Source organism: Pantoea sp. AN62 (genome assembly GCF_050432985.1).
GTDB classification, from domain to species: domain Bacteria; phylum Pseudomonadota; class Gammaproteobacteria; order Enterobacterales; family Enterobacteriaceae; genus Pantoea; species Pantoea brenneri.
In genome coordinates, this window is record NZ_JBNPYB010000010.1 from 182,873 (window position 1) to 202,466 (window position 19,594).

23 protein-coding genes, 1 tRNA gene and 1 pseudogene are annotated in these 19,594 nt (G+C 54.2%); 14 read left to right on the top strand and 11 right to left on the bottom strand.

Translation table 11 applies throughout. From position 1 onward, the window contains the following. Nucleotide 1: 1 nt before the first annotated feature. The 6 genes from fliO to FHW04_RS13695 all read left to right on the top strand — a co-directional run bounded on the left by fliO (nucleotide 2) and on the right by FHW04_RS13695 (nucleotide 5,321). A complete protein-coding gene (gene fliO, locus FHW04_RS13670) occupies nucleotides 2-400 on the top strand; it encodes a flagellar biosynthetic protein FliO (protein ID WP_069729196.1) in 399 nt (132 codons plus the stop codon). Then, complete coding sequence (gene fliP, locus FHW04_RS13675; protein WP_046288520.1) at nucleotides 400-1,131, top strand: flagellar type III secretion system pore protein FliP; 732 nt, start codon at nucleotides 400-402, stop codon at nucleotides 1,129-1,131. Before fliO ends, fliP begins: the two co-directional genes overlap by 1 nt. Before the next feature lie 24 nt (nucleotides 1,132-1,155). Next, nucleotides 1,156-1,425 (top strand): flagellar biosynthesis protein FliQ, encoded by a 270-nt coding sequence (gene fliQ, locus FHW04_RS13680; protein WP_031377095.1) that lies wholly within the window; start codon nucleotides 1,156-1,158, stop codon nucleotides 1,423-1,425. Next, nucleotides 1,425-2,210, top strand: coding sequence for a flagellar biosynthetic protein FliR (gene fliR / locus FHW04_RS13685; RefSeq protein WP_031377096.1), 786 nt, complete (start codon nucleotides 1,425-1,427; stop codon nucleotides 2,208-2,210). The genes fliQ and fliR overlap by 1 nt, the downstream gene beginning before the upstream one ends. Nucleotides 2,211-2,838: 628 nt before the next feature. Then, nucleotides 2,839-3,474 carry a transcriptional regulator RcsA gene (rcsA, locus tag FHW04_RS13690; RefSeq protein ID WP_031377097.1) on the top strand — a complete coding sequence of 212 codons (636 nt, stop codon included), beginning with the start codon at nucleotides 2,839-2,841 and terminating at the stop codon, nucleotides 3,472-3,474. Between the two features lie 140 nt (nucleotides 3,475-3,614). Further along, nucleotides 3,615-5,321, top strand: a complete 1,707-nt coding sequence (locus tag FHW04_RS13695; protein ID WP_089562454.1) for a methyl-accepting chemotaxis protein — start codon at nucleotides 3,615-3,617, stop codon at nucleotides 5,319-5,321. Nucleotides 5,322-5,474: 153 nt separating this feature from the next. Here FHW04_RS13695 and dsrB read toward each other — a convergent pair whose 3' ends face one another. Both dsrB and FHW04_RS13705 read right to left on the bottom strand, forming a co-directional pair. Next, a complete protein-coding gene (gene dsrB / locus FHW04_RS13700; protein ID WP_031377099.1) occupies nucleotides 5,475-5,669 on the bottom strand; it encodes a protein DsrB in 195 nt (64 codons plus the stop codon). A gap of 63 nt (nucleotides 5,670-5,732) precedes the next feature. Beyond that, complete coding sequence (locus FHW04_RS13705; RefSeq protein WP_046288250.1) at nucleotides 5,733-5,891, bottom strand: YqaE/Pmp3 family membrane protein; 159 nt, start codon at nucleotides 5,889-5,891, stop codon at nucleotides 5,733-5,735. A gap of 314 nt (nucleotides 5,892-6,205) precedes the next feature. On the opposite strand from FHW04_RS13705, the gene FHW04_RS13710 reads away from it, so the two are divergent. The 3 genes from FHW04_RS13710 to FHW04_RS13720 all read left to right on the top strand — a co-directional run bounded on the left by FHW04_RS13710 (nucleotide 6,206) and on the right by FHW04_RS13720 (nucleotide 8,829). Beyond that, nucleotides 6,206-6,439 carry a DUF2525 domain-containing protein gene (locus FHW04_RS13710; protein ID WP_031377100.1) on the top strand — a complete coding sequence of 78 codons (234 nt, stop codon included), beginning with the start codon at nucleotides 6,206-6,208 and terminating at the stop codon, nucleotides 6,437-6,439. A 350-nt stretch (nucleotides 6,440-6,789) separates the two neighbouring features. Beyond that, nucleotides 6,790-7,578 (top strand): mannosyl-3-phosphoglycerate phosphatase-related protein, encoded by a 789-nt coding sequence (locus FHW04_RS13715; RefSeq protein WP_031377101.1) that lies wholly within the window; start codon nucleotides 6,790-6,792, stop codon nucleotides 7,576-7,578. Nucleotides 7,579-7,608: 30 nt separating this feature from the next. Next, complete coding sequence (locus FHW04_RS13720) at nucleotides 7,609-8,829, top strand: glycosyl transferase (RefSeq protein ID WP_031377102.1); 1,221 nt, start codon at nucleotides 7,609-7,611, stop codon at nucleotides 8,827-8,829. Between the two features lie 99 nt (nucleotides 8,830-8,928). Here the strand turns inward: FHW04_RS13720 and FHW04_RS13725 are convergent, their stop codons facing one another. From FHW04_RS13725 to FHW04_RS13745, 5 genes are all read right to left on the bottom strand, one after another. Continuing rightward, on the bottom strand, nucleotides 8,929-9,108 hold the full coding sequence (locus tag FHW04_RS13725; protein ID WP_031377103.1) for a YodC family protein: 180 nt from the start codon (nucleotides 9,106-9,108) through the stop codon (nucleotides 8,929-8,931). A 179-nt stretch (nucleotides 9,109-9,287) separates the two neighbouring features. After that, complete coding sequence (locus FHW04_RS13730; RefSeq protein ID WP_255352405.1) at nucleotides 9,288-9,419, bottom strand: hypothetical protein; 132 nt, start codon at nucleotides 9,417-9,419, stop codon at nucleotides 9,288-9,290. A gap of 32 nt (nucleotides 9,420-9,451) precedes the next feature. Next, nucleotides 9,452-10,363, bottom strand: coding sequence for a DUF808 domain-containing protein (locus FHW04_RS13735; RefSeq protein ID WP_031377104.1), 912 nt, complete (start codon nucleotides 10,361-10,363; stop codon nucleotides 9,452-9,454). A gap of 10 nt (nucleotides 10,364-10,373) precedes the next feature. Next, nucleotides 10,374-10,649 (bottom strand): hypothetical protein, encoded by a 276-nt coding sequence (locus FHW04_RS13740; RefSeq protein ID WP_031377105.1) that lies wholly within the window; start codon nucleotides 10,647-10,649, stop codon nucleotides 10,374-10,376. Nucleotides 10,650-10,711: 62 nt separating this feature from the next. Next, entirely contained in the window at nucleotides 10,712-11,188 is a 477-nt protein-coding gene (locus FHW04_RS13745; RefSeq protein ID WP_031377106.1) for a very short patch repair endonuclease, read from the bottom strand. Between the two features lie 189 nt (nucleotides 11,189-11,377). Here FHW04_RS13745 and dcm point away from each other — a divergent pair, with 189 nt between their 5' ends. Together dcm and FHW04_RS13755 are read left to right on the top strand one after the other, a co-directional pair. After that, entirely contained in the window at nucleotides 11,378-12,760 is a 1,383-nt protein-coding gene (dcm, locus tag FHW04_RS13750; RefSeq protein ID WP_031377107.1) for a DNA (cytosine-5-)-methyltransferase, read from the top strand. Between the two features lie 118 nt (nucleotides 12,761-12,878). Beyond that, nucleotides 12,879-14,483: a methyl-accepting chemotaxis protein gene (locus FHW04_RS13755; protein WP_089562452.1), complete on the top strand. Its 1,605-nt coding sequence runs from the start codon at nucleotides 12,879-12,881 to the stop codon at nucleotides 14,481-14,483. A gap of 32 nt (nucleotides 14,484-14,515) precedes the next feature. Here FHW04_RS13755 and FHW04_RS13760 read toward each other — a convergent pair whose 3' ends face one another. Next, nucleotides 14,516-14,767, bottom strand: coding sequence for a hypothetical protein (locus FHW04_RS13760; protein WP_031377109.1), 252 nt, complete (start codon nucleotides 14,765-14,767; stop codon nucleotides 14,516-14,518). A 72-nt stretch (nucleotides 14,768-14,839) separates the two neighbouring features. Then, nucleotides 14,840-15,544, bottom strand: a complete 705-nt coding sequence (locus FHW04_RS13765; RefSeq protein ID WP_089562451.1) for a phosphohydrolase — start codon at nucleotides 15,542-15,544, stop codon at nucleotides 14,840-14,842. 610 nt (nucleotides 15,545-16,154) lie between these two features. Here FHW04_RS13765 and FHW04_RS13770 point away from each other — a divergent pair. The 3 genes from FHW04_RS13770 (at nucleotide 16,155) to FHW04_RS13780 (ending at nucleotide 17,967) form a co-directional block, all read left to right on the top strand. Next, complete coding sequence (locus FHW04_RS13770) at nucleotides 16,155-16,832, top strand: hypothetical protein (protein WP_031377111.1); 678 nt, start codon at nucleotides 16,155-16,157, stop codon at nucleotides 16,830-16,832. A 179-nt stretch (nucleotides 16,833-17,011) separates the two neighbouring features. Then, nucleotides 17,012-17,788, top strand: coding sequence for a DgsA anti-repressor MtfA (gene mtfA / locus FHW04_RS13775; RefSeq protein WP_227021949.1), 777 nt, complete (start codon nucleotides 17,012-17,014; stop codon nucleotides 17,786-17,788). 103 nt (nucleotides 17,789-17,891) lie between these two features. Further along, a tRNA-Asn gene (locus FHW04_RS13780) sits at nucleotides 17,892-17,967 on the top strand. 256 nt (nucleotides 17,968-18,223) lie between these two features. On the opposite strand, the pseudogene FHW04_RS13785 reads toward FHW04_RS13780, so the two are convergent. Then, nucleotides 18,224-19,036, bottom strand: a pseudogene (locus FHW04_RS13785) (type IV secretion protein Rhs); the annotation flags it as partial. Between the two features lie 48 nt (nucleotides 19,037-19,084). After that, nucleotides 19,085-19,324, bottom strand: coding sequence for a hypothetical protein (locus FHW04_RS13790; RefSeq protein ID WP_064691216.1), 240 nt, complete (start codon nucleotides 19,322-19,324; stop codon nucleotides 19,085-19,087). Nucleotides 19,325-19,594 lie beyond the last annotated feature (270 nt).

A 19,594-nucleotide genomic window follows, 5' to 3' on the forward strand; every position in this document is an offset into this window, starting at 1 on the left:
AATGACTAGCCAGAATCAAAGTCTGCAACCTGCTGCGCCACACGCACAGCCGATTTCCACCGGCTCAATGGTGGTGCAGGTCAGCAGCATGTTAGCGGTGATTATTTTATTGATTCTGGCCTGCGCCTGGCTGGCACGCCGCTTTGGCTTCGCGCCGAAGAAGGTGAGCGGCCAGGAGCTTAAACTGACCGCCAGCGTGCAGGTCGGCCAGCGTGAGCGGGTGGTGATTATCGATACCGCCGATGCCCGTCTGGTGCTTGGTGTGACCGCACAGCAGATTACCCATCTGCATACGCTACCGCCGGGTGCGCCGCTGGAGAATACGCCAGCGCAGGCTGCCCCACAGGATTTTCGTCAGCTGTTACAGAACCTGGTTAAACGTCCCGGAAAACCCCAATGATGCGTCGACTGCTTCCTTTATTGCCACTGCTGTTGCTGGCACCGGTTGCCCATGCCCAGCTTCCGGGCCTGGTGAGTCATGCGCTGCCAAACGGCGGCCAGAGCTGGTCGCTGCCGGTGCAGACGCTGGTGTTTATCACCGCCCTGACCTTTATTCCGGCGGTGCTGCTGATGATGACCAGCTTTACCCGCATCATCATTGTGTTTGGTTTGCTGCGTAACGCATTGGGTACGCCCTCTGCACCGCCGAACCAGGTTCTGCTGGGGCTGTCGCTGTTTCTGACCTTCTTTATTATGGCGCCGACCTTCGACAAGATTTATCAGGACGCCTACCTGCCGTTCAGCCAGGACAAAATCAGCATGGATGTGGCGATCGAGAAAGGCGCCCAGCCGCTGCGTGAGTTTATGCTGCGTCAGACCCGTGAAGCGGATCTGGCCCTGTTCGCTCGCCTGGCGAATACCGCGCCGATTGCCGGCCCGGAAGCGGTGCCGATGCGCATCCTGCTGCCCGCTTACGTGACCAGCGAGCTGAAGACCGCTTTCCAGATTGGTTTTACCGTGTTTATCCCGTTTCTGATTATTGACCTGGTGGTGGCCAGCGTGCTGATGGCGCTGGGGATGATGATGGTGCCACCGGCGACAATCTCACTGCCGTTTAAGCTGATGCTGTTTGTGCTGGTCGATGGCTGGCAACTGCTGGTCGGCTCACTGGCGCAAAGCTTCTACTCCTGATCCCCCCTATTCCCGGAGCACAACATGACACCCGAATCAGTAATGGTAATGGGCCAGGAAGCGATGCGCGTCGCGCTGATGCTGGCCGCCCCGATGCTGCTGGCCGCGCTGGTCAGTGGATTGCTTATCAGCCTGTTGCAGGCCGCCACTCAGGTCAATGAACAGACCCTGTCGTTCATTCCGAAAATTCTGGCGGTGGCGACCACCGGCATTATTGCCGGCCCGTGGATGCTGAATCTGCTGCTCGACTATATCCGCACCGTCTTTTCCAACCTGCCTTACATCATCGGCTGATGATTACTCTCGACAGCAGCCAGCTGGTACATTGGGTGAGCCAGTTTTTCTGGCCACTGGTGCGTATTCTGGCGCTGCTGGCCTCTGCGCCGCTGCTTAATGAACGATCTATCAGTCACCGGGTCAAAATTGGTCTGGCAGTGATGATCACCTGGCTGTTAATGCCGCTGCTGCCGCCGGTTAACGTGACGCTGTTTTCGCCGGCCGGCTTCTGGCTGCTAATCCAGCAGATGCTGATTGGCATTGCGCTCGGCTTTACCATGCAGTTTGCTTTTGCCGCGGTGCGGACCGCCGGGGAAGTGATTGGCTTACAGATGGGCCTGTCGTTCGCCACCTTTTTTGATCCCGGCAGCCGCCTCAACATGCCGGTACTGGCGCGTTTTTTAGACATGCTGGCGATGTTACTGTTCCTGACCTTCAACGGACACCTGTGGCTGATCTCGTTGCTGGCGGACAGTTTTCATACGTTGCCGATTGGCGGACATCCACTGAATGCCAATGCGTTTATGGCGCTGGTGAAGTCGGGCGGATTAATTTTCCTTAATGGCATGATGTTAGCGCTACCCTTAATCGTTTTGCTCCTCATGCTAAATCTGGTACTAGGTTTGTTAAACCGTGTTTCACCACAGTTATCAATCTTCGCAATTGGCTTCCCGATCACCTTATCAGTAGGCATTTTGACTATCAGTATGCTGATGCCACTGCTCGCCCCGTTCTGTGAGCATTTGTTCGGTGAAGTGTTTGATTTACTCGCCCTGTTCCTGACAGAACTATCCCGTCCCTGAACATTAAGTTTCTAACTATCTTTGCTTACTGATACTTAAGTAACGCAAAACCATCCGTGCATTTTTCAAACCATATTTTCCAGAATGCAACTAAGGAAATTCTGATAAATGTGCTGAGAGTCTGAAAATAATTCTTATTAAACCGGGCTTCGCGTATTTTAGTTGGGCGGTTCACAGCAGCGGTTAGACTGTGAATTTGTTGATAAAAAAGGCAATTCGTTGAATTTGAACAAAAAAAATTCTTTAGTGATTTTTCTTGTTAAAAAATGTTTTTTCCGGCATTGTCAACACACGCTGAGACATCACACTTTCGTAAAACAAATGTTTTTAAGATTTGTCCTATCAGAAAACTCCGGGTTTTCAGCGATAGTGACAGCGCTCCCAAAAACAGAGTCTTACTTAACCTCCGGTTTTTCACTGGCATTCCCCGCCATAACCGGAGAATGTGTGACGTCAAAGCAGCACAATATTTTTGCAGAACGGGTCAGGGATGAAGACTTTTACAGGCGTTTGCCTGTTACCACACTGCACGAGCAGAATAAAAAAGTGCCTTAGAAATCTCTCTCGTACCGCAACGCGTAATTCATCGTTGATTTAAACGGATAACAAATTGGTGAGGGTCGCTATTATGCCAACGATTATTATGGATTCCTGCAACTACACACGCCTGGGATTATCGGACTACATGTCTTTTAAAGGAGTTAAGAAGAAAAATATCACTTCTGCCTCCGATATTGAGCAACTACAGCAAAAATGTGAACAATTAAAACCTGGTGTCGTCTTTATTAATGAAGACTGCTTTATTCATGAACCCGACTCCAGCGAACGTATCCGCAGCATTATTACGCAGCACCCTGATACGCTGTTCTTTATATTCATGGCGATAAGCAATATCCATTTTGAGGAATACCTCTACGTTCGTAAGAACCTGATTATTACGTCAAAATCGATAAAGACATCGACTCTGGATTCGTTACTTAGCACCTATTTGCAGAAAAAACTCAATCAGTCTGCGCGTATCTCTTCAGGAATGGATGTTCATCCATTAACGCTGAGCCAGACCGAGTCAAATATGCTGAAGATGTGGATGTCAGGTCATGACACCATTCAGATCTCAGATAAAATGCAAATAAAGGCGAAAACTGTTTCGTCACATAAAGGTAATATTAAACGCAAAATCAAAACCCATAATAAGCAGGTTATTTATCATGTGGTGCGTTTAACTGATAACGTCACGTCGGGTATCTACGTTAACGTAAGATAACGACCCGCAATGAAAACCGGCCAGGATGGCCGTTTTTTTTTTGCCTCAAACTGGGAGCCAGATCTCACTCCTGCCGCTAAGCCTTTCCGCTCTTTTGCCGATGTTAAGCCTTATAACAACAGCCTCAAGAGAGCAAGGATATGAACACTGCATTGGTTAATGATGGACAGAACACCTCGGGTATATGGCAGAACCTCCGCCTTGTCCCGCTGTTTAGCCTGATCTTCGGCGGCATTCTGCTGCTGTTCGCACTCTGTATTGGTGTCGCCAGTTACTTTCTTATTTCAGGTAATCACTCGCTCAGTGACGCCACTGACGAAATTCAGGTGCGGATGGGTATCTCGAACAGTTCAAACCACTTACGTACTGCCCGTCTGACGGTTATTCAGGCCGGCGCCGCGGCGCGTATCGGTGAGATGGATGAGTTTCGCGCTAATCTCGCGTCGGCAGAGAAACGTATTCAGCAGGCTAAAGACGGGTTTAAAGTCTACGCCGACCGCAAGGAGAAGTCGCCCGAGGATGTCGCGCTGGATGCCACGCTGCAGGCACGCTTTAACGACTATATTGAGAAAGGCCTGATACCGATGATTAACGCCGGTAAGCAAGGCAGCTTCGAGGGCATTATCGCGCAGGAAACCGACGTTACCCGCAAACTGGACGCCGACTACAATGCGGTGCTGCTGAAGGCGATCAAAATCCGTACCGACCGCGCCAATGCGATCACCGCCGAAGCCAACCATCAGTCGCGTATTGGCTTTATTGCGATGGCGGTGGCCTTTGGCGCTGCGCTGCTGCTGGTGCTGCTGACCTTTGTCTTCCTGCGTCGGGTGGTGATTAATCCGCTGCGTCAGTCGGTGTCACGCATTGAGCGTATCGCACAGGGCGACCTGACGGCACCACCGCTGCCACATGGTCGCAGCGAAATAGGCACCCTGATCCACAATCTGCAGTTAATGCAGCAGTCGCTGGTGAAAACCGTCGGCACGGTGCGTGAAGGTGCCGTCGCCATTTATCAGGGCTCCAGCGAAATCTCTGCTGGCAATACCGACCTCTCCTCGCGTACTGAACAGCAGGCGGCAGCACTGGAACAGACGGCCGCCAGCATGGAACAGCTCACCGCCACGGTGAAGCAGAACGCCGAAAATGCCCATCACGCCAGCCAGCTGGCCGCCGATGCCTCCGGTAAAGCCCGCAGTGGCGGCGACCTGGTCAGCGGCGTTGTAAAAACCATGACCAACATTTCCGGTAGCTCGAAAAAGATTGCCGAGATCACCAACGTCATCAACAGCATCGCCTTTCAGACCAACATTCTGGCACTGAACGCGGCGGTCGAAGCCGCTCGTGCCGGTGAACAGGGTCGGGGATTTGCGGTGGTCGCGAGTGAGGTCCGTAATCTGGCACAGCGCAGTGCGCAGGCAGCAAAAGAGATTGAGTCGCTGATTGCCGAGTCGGTCACGCTGATTAAAGATGGTTCGCAGCAGGTCGGCGCTGCCGGTAACACTATGGGCGAGATTGTCGAAGCGGTACGTCGGGTCACCGATATCATGGCAGAGATTGCCGCCGCCTCTGACGAACAGAGCCGTGGGATTCAGCAGGTCAGCCAGGCCGTTACCGAAATGGATAATGTCACCCAGCAGAACGCCTCGCTGGTCGAAGAAGCCTCTGCGGCGGCTGCATCGCTGGAAGATCAGGCCGGTAAACTGACTCAGGCGGTATCGGCTTTCCGCCTGCAGGATACGCCGGTGCTGGCTGGCACCGCCAGCCGCGCCACCGCGCCGGTGAAAACCCCTGCCCTTGCGCCTCGTCCGGCACTGGCAAGCGGTAATGATAACTGGGAAACGTTTTAAGCGCAGTTGGAGTGCAGACAGAGAGTGCCGACAGGGAAGTGCAGAATTAATAGAGCAGTGATGCCGTCGGGTCAGTGACGGCGGTCTGGCTTTGCCTCCTCCCCGCCACGGGGAGGAGGATCGCATCAGCAGTGGCGCGACGTGCCGGCCGGTTTATTCTGTGCTGTAAGGCTCAACAAAAATCCCCTCCGGATGACCATCCTCGTTAAAAAACCAGATGCCTAACGGGTAATCTTCCAGCGCCACCAGAAACATGGTGCCTTCATTAAACGGCTCCATGGCCAGAATAGTTCCGACGCGGCGCGGGCCACCATCGGTTTTAACGCTGACGCGGTCATTCACCTTCATTTCGGTTCTCCTGATTATTTCCTGTTGCACAGTCTAAACGAAGAACCGCAGTGATGCCGAGCGTTAGCGACGGGCAATCACCCATACAGCGTGCACGATACCCGGAATGTAGCCACACAGCGTCAGCAGGATGTTCAGCCAGAAGGCACCACCGAAACCAACCTGCATAAAGACGCCAAGTGGCGGTAACAGGATCGCGATAATAATTCTTAAGATGTCCATAACCATTCCTTTAGGTATTGATAAAAATCAACTTTATCACGAACTATAGCCGATTCTGCTCTCAATGAGCGAAAAGTCAGGTAAATCTGAGTAAGCCTGCGTTTTTTCAATTCCTTAACACTTCGCCGCAAGACTTCTGACGCGCGCCCGCCTTACACTCTCCCTACTGCGCCAACCCCATAGGGGCAGTCAACCTAAAAGTAACAAAGATTTTGCCCGCGCAGCGCGGGCTTTTTTTTGCTGTGATCGCCCCCTCACCTCTTTCTGCACCAGCCACTATACTGATCATTCTGTCCGCGCGCGGGAGTCAGAAAATGACAGGCGAAAAACAGCATACCGAACCGTCTCAGTCAGCGATGAATGTTGATGTTGATCGTTTGCTGGAGGCGTTACAGGCCGGGAATGCCGCTGAGATGCACGAATCTATGGCGCAGCCGCCAGTGGCTGATGAGCGACCAGCACCGCAGCTGTTGCAGCGCGGAACTGAACTGGCCGACGCCTTTGAAATGGATATCTGTGACTGTCGTTCCTGTGAGGCAAACCGCTGAAAACGATTTCAAAAAAAATACCCGGCGGGATGGCCGGGTAAAAATTTCAATTCGTTACACCAGGGAATTCTTAACACCCTTGCAGACTACGCCTTCCCTTTTTTAAGACAAGTCTCTGCTATGCACATTTCTGCAACGAAACGGTGAATAAGGCGGCATATGTTACCGAAAACACCGCAGCAGACAGCGACTTAGCCGCTGCACACTTCATGCATCCCGCCGATCCACAACGTTTCGATTTAAGATTATTCCTGGATTTATCCGGCGGGCGCTTAAGAAAAAAGTGTGAGCCATATTCAACTATAATATTGAAAAATCGCCGCTTTAGCCGTGCTGACAGGAGCTGACCGATGCCCGATCTTCAACAGCCGTTAATGATTATTACCGATCTCGATGGTTCGCTGCTCGACCACCACAGCTATCGCTGGGATGCCGCCACGCCGTGGCTGACCACCCTGAAACAACATGACGTCCCGCTGGTGATCTGTTCCAGCAAAACGGCAGCCGAAATTATCCCGCTACAGAAGAGGCTCGGCATTGCCGGTGCGCCGTTTATTGCGGAAAACGGCGCGGTGGTCCAGAGCGGGGAGCAGCGAACTCATCTGCCCGACAATAGCCTGACTTATGAGGCGATCTGTAGCCGGCTGGCGGCGCTGCAGACGCAGTATCGGTTTACCGGCTTTCATGACTTTACCGATCAGGCGGTCTCATCGATGACCGGCCTGAGTGAAGCGGATGCCGCCCTGTCACGCCAGCGCGATGCTTCTGAAGTGGTGGTCTGGCGCGACAGTGACGAGGCTTTTGACCGTTTCCGCGCCGCGCTGACCGCTGAAGGACTGGCGCTGGCCCAGGGCGGCCGGTTCTGGCACGTCATGCCAGCCGGCAGCGGCAAAGGCGAGGCGGTGCGCTGGCTACTGGCACAACAGTCTGGTTCCGCCTTTACCACTATCGGACTGGGCGACGGGCCTAACGACGCGCCGATGCTGGACGCGGTCGACTACGCCGTCGTGATTAAAGGCTACAGTAAAACACCGGTCACCCTCAGCCGGACCGATCAGCAGCAGGTCTACCATACGGCGCACTATGGCCCTGAAGGCTGGCGTGAAGGGCTGGACTACTTTTTGACTCAACCTCTGTAAGCTGCCCACGGGCATTAAAAGGATGGTGCGATGAGTGATTTTTTTCAGAACGGCGTTATTACCAATTTTCATAATCTCACCCACCGCAGCGTGGAATCACTGGAAAAGGAGATGGTGCGCTTTGCCCGCAAACGCAAGATGGGGCTGATCCTGCCCTCGCTGTTTTCTGAACTGGAAGGACCGGCGCTGACTAAGATTGTCGATGAGCTGGCGAAGGTGCCGTACCTTGATGAGATCGTGATTGGCCTCGATCGCGCTGACCGCGATCAGTTTCTGTTTGCCCGCGAGTTTTTCTCACGCCTGCCGCAGCGGCACCGCATTCTGTGGAATGACGGCCCACGTCTCAAGGCGATTGATGCCGAGCTGGATAAAGAAGGCTTATCGCCTACTAATCCAGGCAAGGGACGCAACGTCTGGTTCTGCACCGGCTATACGCTGGCTTCTGACCGCACCAGCTGCGTCGCGCTGCATGACTGCGATATCGTCACCTATGAGCGCGGCATGCTGGCTCGCCTGCTCTATCCGGTGGCTAATCCGGCGTTTCAGTATGAATTCTGCAAGGGCTTCTATGCCCGCGTCGCCGACGGGAAGCTGAACGGCCGCGTCGGGCGTCTGCTGGTCGGTCCGCTGCTGCGTTCGCTGCAAAAAGTCTATGGCCATTCGGAATACCTCGATTATCTCTCCAGCTTCCGTTATCCACTGTCGGGTGAGTTTGCGATGCGCACGCACGTGCTGAACGGCATCAAAATTCCGGGCGACTGGGGTCTGGAAATTGGCGTGCTTTCAGAGATCTATCGCAACTACACCACCCGTCAGTCCTGTCAGGTGGAAATTGCCGATAACTATGACCACAAGCATCAGCCGCTGGCGGAGGAGGATGGTACCGGCGGGCTGAAACGCATGAGTAGCGACATCGTGCAGTCGCTGCTGCGCAAGCTGGCCACCATGGGCGTGCCGCTGACCAGCGACTCGTTCCGGGTGCTGAAAGCCACCTACTACCGTAATGCGCTGGATATGATGGAGATCTACAACCACGAGGCGGCGATGAACGGGCTGAAGTTTGATCAGCACGTCGAGGAAGCCGCGGTGGAAATGTTTACCCAGTCGATTCTGGAAGCCGGTCAGGCATTTATTGAACGGCCAAACGATAAGCCGTTTATTCCGAGCTGGAGTCGGGTGCAGTCAGCTTTCCCGGATATTCTGCAGCGCATCTATCAGGCGGTAGAAGAGGATAACGACGGCAACGTCTGAGGAGAATCAGGCACAGGGAGTGTGCCGGAAAAGGTAAAGGGAATGCGGTATAGCGGGGCCTGTCAGATCTCGCGACCTACAGGCCTGATCGCAGGCCGCTTAACTGGCAAGCTGTCGGGCGGGATTTGAGGCGCTAAGCTCTTCGCTGCGAAATGCTTCACGACGTACCGCGTAGCCATCATACCAGCGACACTCGACCATTCCGCTGGCGTAGCCGGTCACCACCATCGTCTGTCCGTCTTTCTTGTGCTGAACTTCTTCACTGATTGCAAAAACCATGTTGCGCCCTCCTCATTGACCCTGTGGTTTGATTATTTTCTTTATAGCAGTCAAAAAAGGTTTCTGCCTGTTAAGGCACGCAAATAAGCGGCAAATTCAGAATTAAGCAGTTGGATATGTTGAAAATAAAAAAAGCGGATAATAATTATTATCCGCTTTGAATGGGGTTCAGGCTGGAATCAGATTTTGCAGCCTTCGCAATCCGCTTCGTCGCTCAGATCGTCCGGCACTTCGCTGGCCTTTTTCTCTGCTTTCGCTTCAGCCTGCTCAAGTTGCGCGTCGATATCAAATTCAAACATGTCGTCGTTCATCGTCATTCTCCTGACCGTAATTACAGTGCGCTTTATACCGATTTCCCGCGCAGTTTGGCAATAAGGTTCACCACCAACAGCACGATCGACCCAATGATAAAACCGAGCACCAGATTGGCGCCGTTGCTCAGCAGCATGGCGATCCAGCCGCTGAAACCGCTGCTGACTTCTTCAATCAGATGATGCAGCGGCGCAATGCCATGTACCACAATGCCGCCGCCGACCAGGAACATCGCAATGGTGCCAACCACGGACAGAATCTTCATCAGCCACGGTGCCGCTGCCAGCAACACGCTGCCGATGCCCTGAGCGATAGGTGAGGACTTCTCGCGCAGCCAGAAGCCGAGGTCGTCGATTTTAACAATCGCCGCCACAATGCCGTAAACGCCAATGGTGACCAGAATGGCGATGCCCGCCAGAATAATCACCTGATTGAGCAGCGGCGATTCCGACACGATCCCCAGGGTGATGGCCACAATCTCTGCTGACAGAATAAAGTCGGTGCGCACCGCGCCTTTAATCTTCTTCTTTTCAAACTCCGCCGCATCCTGCTTTGCCAGCGACTCGAGGCGCTGCTGACGCGCTTCCGGCGATTTATGCTGCTTGTCGTGTTGCAGACTGTGCATCACTTTTTCCACGCCTTCGTAGCAGAGATAAGCGCCGCCGATCATCAGCAGCGGCGTAATCAGCCACGGTGCGAAAGCGGAAATAATCAGCGCCAGCGGCACCAGGATCAGTTTGTTCAGAAACGATCCTTTGGCGACGCCCCATACCACCGGCAGTTCGCGGTTGGCTTTTACGCCGGTCACCTGCTGGGCATTCAGCGACAGATCGTCACCCAGTACACCAGCGGTTTTTTTCGCCGCCACTTTCCCCATGACGGAAATATCGTCCAGAAGTGTTGCAATATCATCAAGTAAAGTCAGTAAGCTGGTTCCCGCCAAAATCGTATCCTTAGTCTGGTTCGTTATGTTGACAACATGGGCAGCGCTCGATTTCCGTCACCGTCATCTCGGCGATGCCCTCACAATCCCACTCTACCCGCACCGCTTCACCCGCCGCGCCTTCAGCATGTAAATACTTACTGACCGGGCTTTCTGTCATGCCGGTGATCTCTTCCGTGGCGATCAGCCTGTCGCCGAGGTAAACGCGCGCGGTCGCTTTGGTGTTCACCATGCGCTCGTCGCGCAGCTGGTAGAGGCGTTTAACCGTCAGTTTAATGCTGCTCATGTCAGGCTCCTGGCCACGGAGAAAGCGCAGATCTAACCAATTATGTTGCTGATTAGCAAGGCTCACTCTTCGCAATAATGATGAATACCCTGATGGTCAATCTCGGCACTCTGCGTCATTGCCAGCAGCCACTCTTCCAGCCGCTCCAGCAGATCGCCATCCGCCAGCCGCAGTTTGCCGCGCAGGGCGCACTCCCAGATGATCAGGACCTTCCAGCCGCTCTCCTGTAGCTGACGCACATAACGCCGGTCACGTTCGACATTGCTGTTGATCTTGCCGGTCCAGAATTCGGTACGGGTGGCCGGCAGTTTGAAAAGATAGCAGTGATGCCGATGCCAGAAGCAGCCGTGCACAAAAATAATTGCCTGCTGCTCCAGCAGTACAAAATCGGGTCGGCCCGGTAGATTTTTATCCTGTACCCGATAGCTGAATCCGCGATCCTTCAGCAACAGCGCCACACGCTGCTCAATAGCAGTATCCTGCGCGCGAATGGCACGCATATTTTTGCTGCGTGTTTCGCTGGAGTGAACGTCAGCCATAAATTCTCCTTTTTTGCTGGTCCTTCAACTTTAGCCTGCGCCACGAAAAGCGAAAGCAGCAGAGGCTCGCTATCAGATTGCTGCCGTAAAAAATGTCCCTCCGGCCAATCGGTCCGGTGGCACACGCCGCCAATTTCCTCGCTGCGTCAGGAGTGATAGCATAGGCGGCTCACTGTTAAGGAAAAACGCATGCACCCCGCCGCCATTGCTGAACCACTCTCTGCTGCTCTTTCACCGTCTGATGCGTCTCAACTGTTACAGCAAGTGCTCGACATCTATTCGGTCCGGGATGTGACCACCCGACTGCACCAGGCCGGCTTTCTCAACTGGACGCCTGCGTTGCTCAACCGGGTGCGCCAGGGCAAAAGCGCGCTGCCGCCGCTGTGTGACGCTGAACTGGCGCTGCTGCAGGACCTGCTGCCCAGCCGGCCGGCTCATTATGACGCGCCTGAGTTTCGCTTTATCGATCTGTTCGCCGGTATTGGCGGCATTCGTAAAGGCTTTGAGGCTATCGGCGGCAAATGCGTATTCACCAGCGAGTGGAATAAAGAAGCGGTCCGCACCTATAAGGCCAATCACTATAGCGATCCGCTCGAACATCACTTCAACACCGATATCCGCCAGGTAACGCAGCCGGAAGGCCTCAGCGATGACGCCGACATTTACCGTGCGATTGATGCGGCGATCCCCGATCATCAGGTGCTGCTGGCCGGTTTCCCCTGCCAGCCATTTTCGCTGGCTGGCGTCAGCAAGAAAAATGCGCTGGGCCGCGCGCACGGCTTTGAGTGCCAGGTTCAGGGCACGCTCTTTTTCGATGTCGCCCGCATTCTGGCGGCGAAAAAGCCACCGTTCTTCGTGCTCGAAAATGTGAAAAACCTCAAGAGCCACGATAAGGGCCGGACCTTCGCCATTATCATGGAGACGCTGGATGAGCTGGGCTATGAAGTGGCCGATGCCGCCGCCAGCGGCCCGGATGCGAAGGTCATTGATGCGCGCCATTTTCTGCCGCAGCACCGCGAACGCATCGTGCTGGTTGGCATCCGCCGCGATATCAAAGGCTGTCAGGATTTCACCCTGCGCGATATCAAAAAGTTCTTCCCGCCGCAGGTGCCGAGCCTGCAAAGCCTGCTGGAACCGCAGCCAGATGAGAAATATATTCTGTCACCGGTGCTGTGGCGCTATCTCTACCAGTACGCCAAAAAGCACAAGGCTAAAGGCAACGGCTTCGGCTTCGGGCTTAACGATCCGCGTAATCCCGACTGCTGCGTGCGTACTCTGTCGGCACGTTACTACAAGGATGGTTCGGAAATTCTGATCGATCGCGGCTGGGATAGCGCACTGGGCGAAGCAGAGTTTCATCATCCGGCCAATATGGCGCGCCGTCCGCGCCGACTCTCACCGCGCGAGTGCGCCCGCCTGATGGGCTTCGACGTACCGGGCAGTGAACCGTTCCGTATCCCGGTGTCGGACACCCAGGCTTATAAGCAATTTGGTAACTCGGTGGTGGTGCCGGTATTTGCGGCGGTCGCTCAGCTTTTGCTGCCCCATATTCGTCAGTTACGCGCTGATTAAGGTGCGCGGTTTCCGTTAAGAAAACCGATTCTGCTGTTCTGCCGTCATCCGGCCTGATTGTCACAAAGATGTCACGTAACCCCTTAATACTGCGCTTTTTCTTATTTCGGGTTGCGTGATGTCACTGCTTACTTTATTGCCGCTGCGCGGTCGTAATCGCCGGTTTTCCCTTACGCTGCCGGGCTGGCTGACCAGCCTGCGTGGCCATTTCATTCTGTTCGTGGTGCTGTTCTGCCTGCTGCAATCGGCCGGTATTGTGCTGCTGACCGCCCAGGTTAGCCAGGCGCAGCGCAGCCTGGCGCAGACCCATGATTTGCGCGAGCGGCTGGCGCTGCTCGATCGCGCCCGCATCGAACTGCTGACCGCCAGTGATAACAGTCATCGGGCGGGAATTTATCTGATGCAGGACCAGCAGAGCGGATCGGTCGACAGCTGGAAAAGCCTGGCGGAGAGTGCGAACGCCTCGCTGAGCGAGGCCGAACGGCTGTTCAGCCGCTACCAGGCTGCGCCTGACAGTGCGCTGCAACAGAGCTTTATTCTGCTGAGCCAGGGACTAACCGAGCAGCTTAAGGGGCTGGCTGCCAGCAGCACCGACGCCTTTTTTATGGTGCCAATGCAAGCCTACCAGCAGCAGTTTAACGATGCCTGGTTCGGCGAGATCAGCCAGGCGAATCGCCAGCTGGCCGCCGTCAATCGCAGTTCGCTGGCGAGCTTAACCGGCACCCGCAATGTGTCGCTGCTGGTGACCGGGCTGCTGTCCGGACTGCTGGTGGCGGGCGGCGTGCTGCTGCTGCGCGGGGTGATTACGCCATTGCAGCAGGCCAGTCGCCAGCTACAGGCTATCGCCACCGGCGATCTGCTGGCGTCTGCCGCCCCACTCCGCAGGCAGTCGCGTGAGACGTTACAGCTGTTCAATGCGATGGATGAGATGCGCCAGGGCCTGCGCCACATCATTCATGAGATTGACGTAGTGGCCGTCAGCGTGACAGCCGCTGCGGGCGAGATGCAGCACGCTAACCAGCAGGCGCGCAAGCAACATCAGGCGCAGAATGCCAGCTTCAGTCATCTGTCACAGCGTCTGCATCGGGTCTCTGAAGAGGTGGAGAACAGCACCCGCTTCTCGCTGCAGGCCACCGATCAGGCGCAATCCGCCGACCGCTTAATGCAGCAGTGCGCCGGTCAGGTCGATCAGATGGAAAGTCAGATGCGGCACATCGTGCAGGCTTCGGGTGACATTGCCGGCATAGTCGATTTGCTGGATAGCCTGTCGCTGCAGACCCGCCTGCTGGCCCTGAACGCCGCCATTGAATCGGCGCACGCTGGCATCTATGGCCGCAGCTTCTCGGTGGTGGCAAAAGAGATTGGCTTACTTTCGACCAAAAGCGGTCACTCGACGCGCCAGATTGATCAGCTAATCCAGCATACCCGACACCATGTTGATAGTGGCTTCAGCAAAGTGAAGTCGCTGGAAACGCTGTTCGGGCAGATCGGGCAGGCGGTCAGCGCAGTAGTGACGCGACTGAATGAGCTGCAACACAACGCCAGCGCGCAAAGCGCCCGGGTGTCGCACATTGCTGCCGAGGTGGAGGCGCTCAATCAGCAGTTACAGGCCAGTGAAGGATTAAGTGTGCAGCAGAGCAACGCGGCAGATGCGCTGCACCAGCAGGCCAGCCGGCTGGCGCAGACGGTGCAGCAGTTTCGCCACGGCGGTGAGGCGGGATAAAATAAAAAACCCGTCAGGCGACGGGTTTGCATTTACTTCTTCTTCTTGCCCTGCTTCTTCAGCAGCAGGCGAATCTGTTTCACTTCCGCACTGGTCAGTCCGTCGGGTGACGCTTCGGTCAGATCCTGATTATCAATCGCCGGATGCGGATGCGTTTCCAGACTGGCCTGCAAACGCTGCACAATTTCCTGGCTCATCGAAATCTGGTTCTCCAGCGCCAACTGTTTAATATTTTCTTTCAGTGCGGGATCAATTTTAATCGTCAAATTAACGGTTTCGGTCATCGTGCTGCTCCTTTTTGTTATTGCTTCCACGCTACCGGATGACCGTTTCGATTAACATACTGTCACAAAAATTTAATATTCGGTCCGTAATGGCGTGAAGTCCCGCAGCACGCCTTTGTCCATCCCGGTCAGATTGCCCTGCAACTCCGCATACAGCTTGGCCATATAGCGCACCAGGAAGTCAGCATTATGTTCCGCCAGCATCCGCCCGGTCTCGGTGTGCATGGTTTCCGGCAGCCGCAGCAGCTTCTTCTGGAAGTGATCCAGCGTCCATTTCACATCATTCAGCTCGCGATCTTTTCCCAGCGGATCGGCACTGTCGAACAGCGGACGATTCAATGCCCCGGCGGTATAGAATACCCGCGCCAGGCCAATGGCGCCGAGCGACTCCAGCCGGTCGGCATCCTGAACGATTTTGGCTTCCAGCGTCTGCGGCGGGATGCCGGCGCTGAAACTGTGGGTTTTAACGGCGTGCATTACCGCCTCAATCAGCTCTGCCGGGAAGTCGGTAAAATCCTGTTGCAGAATACGCTGCGTTTCCGTGGCGGCGTAGGTCGAAGCCAGATGGCGTTCAGGGTGATTTTTCGGCAGGTTGACCACATCGTGAAAATAGCAGGCGGTTAACACCACCAGCGGATTGGCGGCGCTGCCTGCCATGATCCGTTGTGCGCTCATCCATACGCGGCGTAAGTGCGCAATATCATGGGCGCCGTCATCGTGGATCCAGTTGGCCTGAAACCAGCTTTCATAGCGAGATTGCCAGAGTGTGAGTGACATAATTTATCTCCCTGTAGTATTCAATCGCAAAACTGCGTCGCGATCGGTGCGCAAACGGCAAGCCATCATAGCGACTGGCTAATGACACTTTTCTTTCAGTGCTGAGGAAAAGAGCGGCGCTGCCAGGGTTTTCCGGCAGGAAAATGAGATCTGGATCATTTTTATAGCATCTCTTATACAAAATAACCGCAATTTCAGCGCTTTTCGGGCTTTCCTTATCGGATCGTCGCTAAGCGAATTAGTTTAATGGGTGTAATGTTTGTTCCAGCAGAAAAAAATCTGGCTGGCCGCATTGCGCGCGATCAAATTCCTTAAATAACGGAAAAACTGTCAATAATCACAGGTGAACAATTCCGAAAAGGTTCCTATTTTTACCGTTATAACGTACTGTATCCGGGCTATTCAGCGCTTTATGGACGTTGCATGATAAGCTTTGGTGCGGTTTTTGCATTTTGAGGTTTTTTAACACCAAAAGCGGCCATTGTCGCCTGAAGACCCATCGACAAATTATTAAGCAAAATGATTTATACCCTTTATGATAATCCTCTGAAGTGCAGCAAGGGGATGTTTACAGCAGTAACCGGGTTCTACTAATAAAAAGAGGTAATCCATGAAAGAACGGCCGATTCTTTTTTCCGAACAGCGTGTTCGTGCCCTGTTGGTTGGCCAGCAAACGCAAACCCGGCGCATTATGAAAACTCAGGCTTTCGGCCCGGGACAGGATCATCACGAAGGTGTGCATGCTTTCGATGTGAGTGCTAACCATCTGCATGGCTACAAAATGATGTCGATGACGGATATCAGTTATCACTGTCCGTATGGCAAACCCGGCGATGTGCTGTGGGTGCGTGAAACCTGGCGTGGTCCGCTGGTGCCCGAAGATGCGCTGGCAGAGTATGAGCGCGATCCGACGCCATTCCGCCAGCCGGCTTATTGCCAGTATCGCGCGGACAGTAACGAGCTGGGACAGCATATAATGAGCAGTCCGGAAGCCGAGCAGTTTGGCTGGCAGACCGCCATCCACATGCCGCGCTGGGCCAGCCGCATTAACCTGGAAATTACCGGGGTGCGGGCCGAGAAGATTCAGGACATCAGTGAAGATGACATTATGGCCGAAGGGGTGCAGACCGATTCGCACTTCCTCAACAATTTCTTCACTATGAACGTTAATTCGGAATCGCCTAAAGAGGCGTACCGTAAAGCCTGGCAAAAGCAGTACGGTGCCACCAGCTGGGAAGTAAACCCGTGGGTCTGGGTGATTGAGTTCCAGCGCATTGAGCGTAAGTAACACCTCAGGCCTGCGCTTTGCGGGCTGAATCACAGACAACGGCTGCGCTAACGGGTTGAATAGACTGCCTTAAGCCCTGCAGCCAGATCGATGGTGCCAGCATGCTGTTTTCGATGCTGGCATTTTTATATCTGGCGCGCCAGGATAGCGAGATAGTCCGGTTCTGTGCGGGAGTGACGATGTTTAAATGGCCGTGGAAAACGCATAACGACCCTGCACTGGCCGCGCTGCCGTGGCAGCCTGGTCTGGCGCAGCCGATTTTTACTCTGCTCAGTGAAGAGGAGCAGCAGGCGCTGGTGCACCTGGCGCAACGTTTCCTGCAACAGAAAAAGCTGGTGCCGTTCGGAGGCGTTCAGCTGGATGAGTTGCGCAGCGTGCGCATCGCCCTGCTGTTCTGTCTGCCGGTGCTGAAACTGGGGCTGGAGTGGCTGGACGGCTTTCACGATGTGCTGATCTATCCGGAGCCGTTTGAAGTTGACGATCTCTGGCAGGACGAAGCGGGTCTGGTGCACAGCGCGCCCGCGGTGCATGCCGGTCAGAGCTGGACCCAGGGTCCGGTGGTACTGAACTGGCTCGATATTCAGGACTCGTTTGATCTTTCCGGCTACAACCTGGTGATCCACGAAGTGGCGCATAAACTGGATGCCCGCGGCGGCGGTTATACCAGCGGGATTCCAGTGATACCGCTGCGTGAGGTGGCGCTGTGGGAGAAAGATCTGCGGGCGGCGATGGCGGCGATTGAAAGCGAAGTTGATCTGGTGGGCGAACAGGCGGCGAGCATCGATCCCTATGCCGCCAGCGACCCGGCCGAGTGCTTTGCCGTGCTGTCGGAATATTTCTTTACCGCGCCGGACCTGCTGGCCGAGCGCTTCCCGGCGATGTACCAGCATCTGCGCCACTTTTATCAGCAGGACCCGCTGACGAGAATCGTCGCCTTGTCAGCGCAAACTGCTTAAATCGCGATCGCTTTGCGCTAAAGCTAGCCAGTTGAATGATAATGTATTTTTTGCTGTTGACACCTTCGGGCGACGCCGTTAATATTCGCCTCGTTCAAACGATTCCTCTGTAGTTCAGTCGGTAGAACGGCGGACTGTTAATCCGTATGTCACTGGTTCGAGTCCAGTCAGAGGAGCCAAATTTAGAGAAGCCCGCTCAGGGAAATCTGAGCGGGCTTTTTGCATTTTATCTGGCGGTTCTTTTTTCTCAGACGTCCACTCTCCTGCAACAAACGCTCTTCGGGACCATCGCCTTCTGCTGACAAAAGGCGGGTCATGCCATTTCAATGGAACTTTACCGCCCAACGGAAGCAGGTAACTGCTCTCCATTAGAATGGCTGGCATAAAGTATCGTCCCTTTTTTATAACGGTATTCTCATAAACATCGATGTTGGGGTAGCCTTCCCACACAAAGCGCGTCGTGACGGCGTTGCCAGATGGCCTGCCTTGTAACAGCTGCTGGCTGGTTTTACTGATGCGGCGTCCCAGCGGATCGTAGCGAAAACTCACCTTAGTGCGCGGCTTATTGCGTTCACGTGGCTCGCTGATGACATCCGTCAGGCGATGCTCACCATCGTAGCGATAACGCCAGCGGATGTGCCCGTCATCTTTCTCAGTGGTACGGCCATGGATATCGTACTGCCAGCGGATACCGTTCAGTCCGGTGACGCGGTTATGCATCACATGAGCGGCACTATAGCGATCCAGCGGGTTGCCTGCGCTATCCCAGCGCCACTGTTCATTGCCCGGCTGCGCGCCGTCCTGAGACAACTGCCGGCCGGCGTTATCGTAGTTCCATAATGTCTGGCTGAACGGATTATCGTCGCGCTCTTCACGGATCAGGTTGTTGCCGTAATCGAAGTCACGCCGGCGGGACCAGACGCGCGGTGCAGGTCGCTGTGAGTCACCCTTAAACACGTCACGGCGGCGCAGTCTGCCTAAGCGGTCATACTCACTGCGCATGGTCAGGCCGCCCTGCGTCCGGCTGAGTTCCCGATGCAGTGTGTCACGGGTAAATTCCGTGACCGGCAGGTTGTCTAATGCGATGCTCAGCAGATGGCCGCTACCATAATAAAGCTGCTTCAGGTTGCGGCCATCCGGCAGCGTCAGGGCAGTACAGTTGCCCAGCGCGTCATACTCCCACGCCAGTTCGCCCTGCTGGCTCCACTCGGTGTCCGACAGCGGCAGATACTGCGATACTTTACTCAGGCCCGGTCACCCTCATCAGGGTAGTGACAGCGATGAGTAAATGAGATTTTATTTATTTAAAATACTGATCAGTTGCAACACCTTCTGATATTCTTCTTCATCAAACTCACCATGAGCCAGATACCCACAAAAATTCCTGTACAAAAGCTCTAAATCAATATTTGAACAATTTTCATTTTTTAAAACATCCAATGCTGACTTGTACAATTCCTTTCCTTGTGATTTATTTTTCCTTTCTACTAAGTCGATCAGTTCAATTAAAATTTCAATAGCTTTTTGTATATTCATATTATTAGAAACTCACTCTGTCTGTTCTAATTATCGTGGATTTTGCTAATTCCTTGATACTTATCAGTCCTTGATAGCCTCCGCCTTCCAGAACTTCCAATCTATTAGTACTTATTTGCGGAGCAGCAGTACCCTCAGTGACCCATGTTCCTTTTTGAGGTTTGAAGGTTGGAAGGGCTTTGTTGAATAAATCGAACTTTTGCTGAGTTGAAGGATCAGATCACGCATCCTCCCGACAACACAGACCATTCCGTGGCAAAGCAAAAGTTC

Coding starts and splice junctions, on each gene's coding strand:
- fliO (WP_069729196.1), top strand. CDS start 2: ATGACTAGCCAGAATCAAAGTCTGCAACCTGCTGCGCCACACGCACAG.
- fliP (WP_046288520.1), top strand. CDS start 400: ATGCGTCGACTGCTTCCTTTATTGCCACTGCTGTTGCTGGCACCGGTT.
- fliQ (WP_031377095.1), top strand. CDS start 1,156: ATGACACCCGAATCAGTAATGGTAATGGGCCAGGAAGCGATGCGCGTC.
- fliR (WP_031377096.1), top strand. CDS start 1,425: ATGATTACTCTCGACAGCAGCCAGCTGGTACATTGGGTGAGCCAGTTT.
- rcsA (WP_031377097.1), top strand. CDS start 2,839: ATGCCAACGATTATTATGGATTCCTGCAACTACACACGCCTGGGATTA.
- FHW04_RS13695 (WP_089562454.1), top strand. CDS start 3,615: ATGAACACTGCATTGGTTAATGATGGACAGAACACCTCGGGTATATGG.
- dsrB (WP_031377099.1), bottom strand. CDS start 5,669: ATGAAGGTGAATGACCGCGTCAGCGTTAAAACCGATGGTGGCCCGCGC.
- FHW04_RS13705 (WP_046288250.1), bottom strand. CDS start 5,891: ATGGACATCTTAAGAATTATTATCGCGATCCTGTTACCGCCACTTGGC.
- FHW04_RS13710 (WP_031377100.1), top strand. CDS start 6,206: ATGACAGGCGAAAAACAGCATACCGAACCGTCTCAGTCAGCGATGAAT.
- FHW04_RS13715 (WP_031377101.1), top strand. CDS start 6,790: ATGCCCGATCTTCAACAGCCGTTAATGATTATTACCGATCTCGATGGT.
- FHW04_RS13720 (WP_031377102.1), top strand. CDS start 7,609: ATGAGTGATTTTTTTCAGAACGGCGTTATTACCAATTTTCATAATCTC.
- FHW04_RS13725 (WP_031377103.1), bottom strand. CDS start 9,108: ATGGTTTTTGCAATCAGTGAAGAAGTTCAGCACAAGAAAGACGGACAG.
- FHW04_RS13730 (WP_255352405.1), bottom strand. CDS start 9,419: ATGAACGACGACATGTTTGAATTTGATATCGACGCGCAACTTGAGCAG.
- FHW04_RS13740 (WP_031377105.1), bottom strand. CDS start 10,649: ATGAGCAGCATTAAACTGACGGTTAAACGCCTCTACCAGCTGCGCGAC.
- FHW04_RS13745 (WP_031377106.1), bottom strand. CDS start 11,188: ATGGCTGACGTTCACTCCAGCGAAACACGCAGCAAAAATATGCGTGCC.
- dcm (WP_031377107.1), top strand. CDS start 11,378: ATGCACCCCGCCGCCATTGCTGAACCACTCTCTGCTGCTCTTTCACCG.
- FHW04_RS13755 (WP_089562452.1), top strand. CDS start 12,879: ATGTCACTGCTTACTTTATTGCCGCTGCGCGGTCGTAATCGCCGGTTT.
- FHW04_RS13760 (WP_031377109.1), bottom strand. CDS start 14,767: ATGACCGAAACCGTTAATTTGACGATTAAAATTGATCCCGCACTGAAA.
- FHW04_RS13765 (WP_089562451.1), bottom strand. CDS start 15,544: ATGTCACTCACACTCTGGCAATCTCGCTATGAAAGCTGGTTTCAGGCC.
- FHW04_RS13770 (WP_031377111.1), top strand. CDS start 16,155: ATGAAAGAACGGCCGATTCTTTTTTCCGAACAGCGTGTTCGTGCCCTG.
- mtfA (WP_227021949.1), top strand. CDS start 17,012: ATGTTTAAATGGCCGTGGAAAACGCATAACGACCCTGCACTGGCCGCG.
- FHW04_RS13790 (WP_064691216.1), bottom strand. CDS start 19,324: ATGAATATACAAAAAGCTATTGAAATTTTAATTGAACTGATCGACTTA.